This window comes from Vibrio sp. YT-16 (assembly GCF_033337405.1).
In the GTDB taxonomy this organism is placed as follows: Bacteria; Pseudomonadota; Gammaproteobacteria; order Enterobacterales; family Vibrionaceae; genus Vibrio; species Vibrio alginolyticus.
The window spans coordinates 1-1,236 of record NZ_JAWOQQ010000103.1; the positions used below are offsets into that span (position 1 = coordinate 1).

1 pseudogene is annotated in these 1,236 nt (G+C 43.5%); it reads left to right on the forward strand.

Annotated features, from left to right (window positions below):
• Nucleotides 1–1,236: pseudogene (locus R7F07_RS25040) on the forward strand (SMC family ATPase); the annotation flags it as partial.

Here is a 1,236-nt window from a genome sequence, read left to right on the forward strand (position 1 = left end):
AAAGAACAAGCTAATCGGGTTCCTACGCTGACAGAGCAGCAATACCAACTTGAAAGCATGAAAAGCAAGTTGGTCGAGAAGGTTGAACTGGATAGTGCCATCGCTGCAGGACTTCAGCAGAAATCAGAATTTGAAGAAACGCTAAAAAAATACATAGTGTTTAGGGAAAAACTGACGCAAGACGCCCTGCAAGCGCAAAAAGTGTTGGAGCAAGCTCGCATTGATGTCGCAAGTATTGGTGGTGTGGATGCAGAGATCAAACAGCAGCAGCGTTTGATGTCGGATCTTCAAAAGTTAGGTAATTTAAATCAAGAGCTTTCAAAGTTAGATGCATTGACGTCAAGTAAACAAGCCTCGGTAACTCAAGCCAAGTCTTATTATGAAAACCTTCAACGTGAAGCGGATGCGTTAGAGCTCAGTTGGCATAATGCGCAAGCGGCAGTTCTTGCTCTTCGTTTACAAACTGGAGAGAAGTGTCCCGTTTGTGGTAGTACCGAACATCCTCTGCCTGCTCAATTTGTTGGTGATGAAGTCACAAAAGAGCAAGTTCAACAGGCTCGTCATCAGGAGCGTGAGGCTCAAATCACGCTGAACCAATTGAGCAACCAGCTGGAACAACACAATATTGTGATTGCTCAATACACGCAGCAAATTGAGCAAATGGTTTCGGAGTTGGGGCAGAACGTGAACCTAGAGCTGCAAGCATTACAGGCATCAATTCATCAACTCAATGAACGATTACAGCATTTGAACGCAATTAATATTGCTCAGCTTGAGCAAAGCGTGAACGAGTTGAATCAACGTTGTGTGGTTGGCGAAGGTAAGATCAACGATTTGCAAAACCAGATGGCTGCAAATGAATCGACGATTAAAGCAAATCAGCAGCAGTTAGCGAAATTGACTGCGTCATTAGGTGATAAATACACATCACTAGAGCAACTAGAAAACGACTTGACTCAGATACACAAGCAAATTGTTGAGCTGAATAACGGCCTAGAATCTGCGCAAGTGCAGTTACAACAAGCTGTGCTGGCGAAATCAAATGTCGATAGTCAGTTGACGACTCACCAACGGTGGCTGTTGGAAGCGAATAGTAGACTGGAAGATGCTAAAACCGAATGGGAAAGTGCACTAAAAGCGAGTGCATTTGCTGATGAAGCGCACTTCTTACAGAGTAAAGTGAGTGAACAACAAGCTCAAACTTGGCAACAAGAAATAGATAACTTTAAGCAAACA